The 2,182-nt window shown below is 55.8% G+C and carries 3 protein-coding genes and 1 riboswitch; all 3 genes read right to left on the bottom strand.

The genetic code is table 11. From position 1 onward, the window contains the following. Positions 1 to 235: 235 nt before the first annotated feature. Positions 236 to 721 carry a formyltransferase family protein gene (locus K289_RS47345; RefSeq protein WP_245284151.1) on the bottom strand — a complete coding sequence of 162 codons (486 nt, stop codon included), beginning with the start codon at positions 719 to 721 and terminating at the stop codon, positions 236 to 238. 129 nt (positions 722 to 850) lie between these two features. After that, the gene (locus K289_RS53335) at positions 851 to 1,345 is read right to left on the bottom strand and encodes a GNAT family N-acetyltransferase (protein WP_371260920.1); all 495 of its coding nucleotides are present in this window, start codon (positions 1,343 to 1,345) and stop codon (positions 851 to 853) included. 64 nt (positions 1,346 to 1,409) lie between these two features. Then, entirely contained in the window at positions 1,410 to 1,793 is a 384-nt protein-coding gene (gene folB, locus K289_RS52040; RefSeq protein WP_084788961.1) for a dihydroneopterin aldolase, read from the bottom strand. A 56-nt stretch (positions 1,794 to 1,849) separates the two neighbouring features. After that, positions 1,850 to 1,929: riboswitch (ZMP/ZTP riboswitch) on the bottom strand. Positions 1,930 to 2,182: the final 253 nt, after the last annotated feature.

Raw genomic sequence — 2,182 nt, 5'->3', positions numbered from 1 at the left:
CGGAAATCAAATAATCTGCCAAAGTAGTGCTAGGCCGTGTACCCATAAACTCGGCCGCGATCCGACGAAGGCTACGTCCGCTTTTCTCTCGATATGGCGACCAAGTTCGTGCGACAGCACAATATGTCGCGATGGGAAGAAGCGATATGCGCCGCGATTTGCACCTAATTTTTACACCGCCAATCCGCTGGATTGTTGGACCGCAAATCCGGTACATAATTCTCGACTTCAGCACCTAGAAATTCAGCTGGCCAGTCTGAATTCGAGTTAGCGTTTCGACGAAAAGCGATGCCTCGGCGGCCATAACCAATTCTTCGACTGCTGCAACGTCAGCGCCGGTAGGAATAGGGATTGCTCGCTGCGCGATGATGCTGCCGGTGTCATATTCGCCGTCGACCAGATGAATGGTGGCTCCCGTCTCAAGTTCGCCAGCGGCGAGAACCGCCTCGTGGGCACGCCGTCCGAACATGCCCTTGCCACCAAATTTTGGAAGTAGCGCGGGATGCGTATTCAGAATTCTTCCGGCAAAAGCTTCCAACGTCCGAGGTCCCAATTTCCGGAGATAACCTGACAAAATGACCAGATTGACACCGGCTGCCATCAAGACTTCGCACAGCGCTATGTCCGCCTCTCCAGCGTCCGGCAGCGTCGGAATAACGCGTGTAGGAATCCCTCGCCCCTGCGCCCACGGCAGAGCAGCCGCCTCGGCCTTGTTGCTCACCACTACGCAGGCGTGCGCGTACAAGCGATGCGCTGCAATCGCATCGACGATTGCTCATGGCACTGCCATTGTTGGAGGCAAGAAAGCCCAATTTCAACATGACGCCGCGATCAGCAGAATATTGGCCTTTCATATGCGGAGGGCGTAGTACCGTGAGTAAGTTTCGCCGTCTGGATCCCAGGGGGCCGTAGGTTGGAAGCCCATCCTTTCGTACAGACGATGCGAGGCCGTCAGCGCATTGTTGCTGGACAAGCGTATGCGATCGTATCCCGCGCTGCGGGCAAAGCTGATGAGTCCATCTGCGATAGCCCTTGCGACTCCGCGGCCTCGGTAGATTGGGGCCACAAACATGCGAACCATTTCGCACTCTCGATCGTCGAGACGCTTGACCGCACCGGTGCCGATGATTGCGCTTTCGGCGATCGCACACAAAAAGAGAGCTCGATCGGCGTACATAGTTTCAGCGTTGTCGACGTCGGATAGACGCGAATAAATGAAGTCCCGTACAAAGGAGTCCGGGTGACCATGAAAATGCTCATGCCAAACGGCTTCGATTAGCCGCCGAACTGCCGGTGCGTCGTCAGGTCGGAATGGCCGAATTATCCAATTTGATTCCAAGCGCATGAGGATCGCCATGAGCAGCCCTCCTTTCAAGGTCCCAGACGCCGACGCGGGATGATGGAGAGAGTCAGATGCCGGCGATCTCGTCCTGGCATAGCGCAAGATCGGTGCGCCGCAGACTGACTTGGACGCCGACTTGTTCTATCGAATGGGCGATCGGTGGATTTGATTTCGCAACGGCGACTGCAACGCTGTCCATGATTGTGAAGCGCCGCAGCAGACCCACGGCGATCGTCTCACCCAGAGCCTCCAGAGTCTGAAACTTGCCTGACGCTGCAATTTGCACTGCTTCATCGACGATGGCGTCATATCTTACCGACGAGTCCAGATCATCACTGAGGTGGGTCTGAACCTCTTGCAGAGTGGCTGAAATATCAAAATTGAACTTCTGTCCGAGCGTTCGCTCTTCCTCGAACAGGCCGTGATAGCCGTAAGTCTGAAGTCCGGTGATTTTTGATCGACGTCAACATGGGCAGCTCCGGAAGAAGCTTTTTGATTGAGGGTATCCTCAATCGCCCAGGCGAGCGGCAGTTATCTCGCGCTTCCCGATGGTGCTCCACCCAATGTCGCCAGTCGCGCGAGGAACCGCTACTAGCAGCTTTCCGCAATGCCGACAATGAATATTGTTGTGTCTGGCCGCTTGTCTAGGCTGTGTACCCATAAATCGGCCGTGTGATCCGATGAAGAGTACGTCCGCTTTGTCCCGATAGCGACCAGGTTTGTGGGCAGCGCAATATGTCGCGAAGGGCCATGTGTGGACGGCTCCGGGTTGGCAAGAAGAATCTTCACGTCGCAGCATTGGTCGGAGCAGCCATGTGTTCGGCCTGTTTGCGCGGTACT

This window comes from Bradyrhizobium sp. Cp5.3 (genome assembly GCF_000426265.1).
Classification (GTDB): Bacteria; Pseudomonadota; Alphaproteobacteria; order Rhizobiales; family Xanthobacteraceae; genus Bradyrhizobium; species Bradyrhizobium neotropicale.
Note: the sequence above shows the minus strand (reverse complement) of the source record. Positions and strands in the feature narration are given on the sequence as shown.